The 1249-nt window shown below is 75.8% G+C and carries 1 protein-coding gene; it reads left to right on the forward strand.

Annotated elements, in window-relative coordinates:
- Positions 1-1249, forward strand: a 1249-nt coding sequence (locus ESO86_RS17215) for a glycosyltransferase (protein WP_165308302.1), incomplete at both ends; no start/stop codon positions are given.

Below are 1249 nucleotides of genomic sequence, written 5' to 3' on the forward strand. Positions count from 1 at the left end.
TCGCACGTCGTCTCGCTCGGGGCGCCGCAGCCGTTCGGCGCAGCGGTCGCGGCCGTGGAGCGCACCCTCGCCGAGCCCGACGACGACCGGTCCGCGCTGTGGCTCCTGACCGAGGACGCCGCGCCCGCACCCACCGCGCTCGAAGCGCTCGTCGCGGCGCTCGAGAACGCCCGCACCGCGGCGATCGCCGCACCGAAGCTCGTCGAGTGGGACGACCCGAAGCGCATCGTCCGCTTCGGTCGATCGGTCACGCGCGGCGGCCGGAGCCTGCCGATCGTCGACGGCGAGCTCGACCAGGGGCAGCACGACGACCTCTCCGACATCCTCGGGGCCGACCCGGTCGGCATGCTCGTCCGGCACGCTGTATGGCGCCGCCTCGACGGGTTCGACCCGGCGCTGCCCGTCGTGGACGACGGCCTCGACCTGGGCATGCGCGCCCGGCTCGCCGGGCACCGGGTGATCGCCGTGCCGTCCGCGTCGATGCGGTTCGCCGACACCGGCGTCGCGGGCCCCGGGTCCGAGCCGGGTGGCCGAGCCGCCCGTCACCGGGCGCGGGTCGCTCGGACAGCATGGCTGCATCGACGACTCTCCGACGCCCCGGTGGCGCTCGTTCCCCTCCACTGGCTCGCGCTGCTCCCCATCGCGCTGCTGCGATCGCTGCGGCACCTGCTCGTGAAGACCCCCGGCTCGATCCCCGGCGAGTTCGCCGCCGCGATCGAGGTCATGGTCACGCCGCAGCGCATCCTGCGCTCGCGGCGCGCCATCGCCGACGTGAAGGCCGTGAAGTGGTCCGCGCTGGCGCCGCTCCGGATCCGACCCGACGAGGTGCGGGTGCGCCGGCAGCAGGCCGCCGAAGCGCGCCGCCAGCGCGCACGAGGCCGGGTCGACGACCTGCAGTTCCTGCAGACCGGCGGCGGATGGGTGCTGCTCGCCACCGTGGCCCTCTCGGTGATCCTCTTCGCGCCGCTGCTCGCGTCGGGCGGGATCTCCGGCGGCGGCCTGCTGCCGCTCTCCGACGATCTCGCCTCGCTGTGGCGCAACGCGTCCGCGGGGTGGCGCGACATCGGCGGCGGCTTCGTCGGCGCGGCCGACCCGTTCGCGGGCGTGCTCGCCGTCCTCGGCAGCGCGTCCTTCTGGAACCCCACCGCGGCGCTCCTCGGGCTCTGGCTCCTCGCCATCCCCCTGTCGGGCCTCGGCGGGTGGTTCGCCGCGTCGCGCCTCACCGAGCGCGCGTCGCTGCGCGTGCTCG

This window comes from Agromyces binzhouensis (assembly GCF_004135055.1).
Lineage (GTDB): Bacteria > Actinomycetota > Actinomycetes > Actinomycetales > Microbacteriaceae > Agromyces > Agromyces binzhouensis.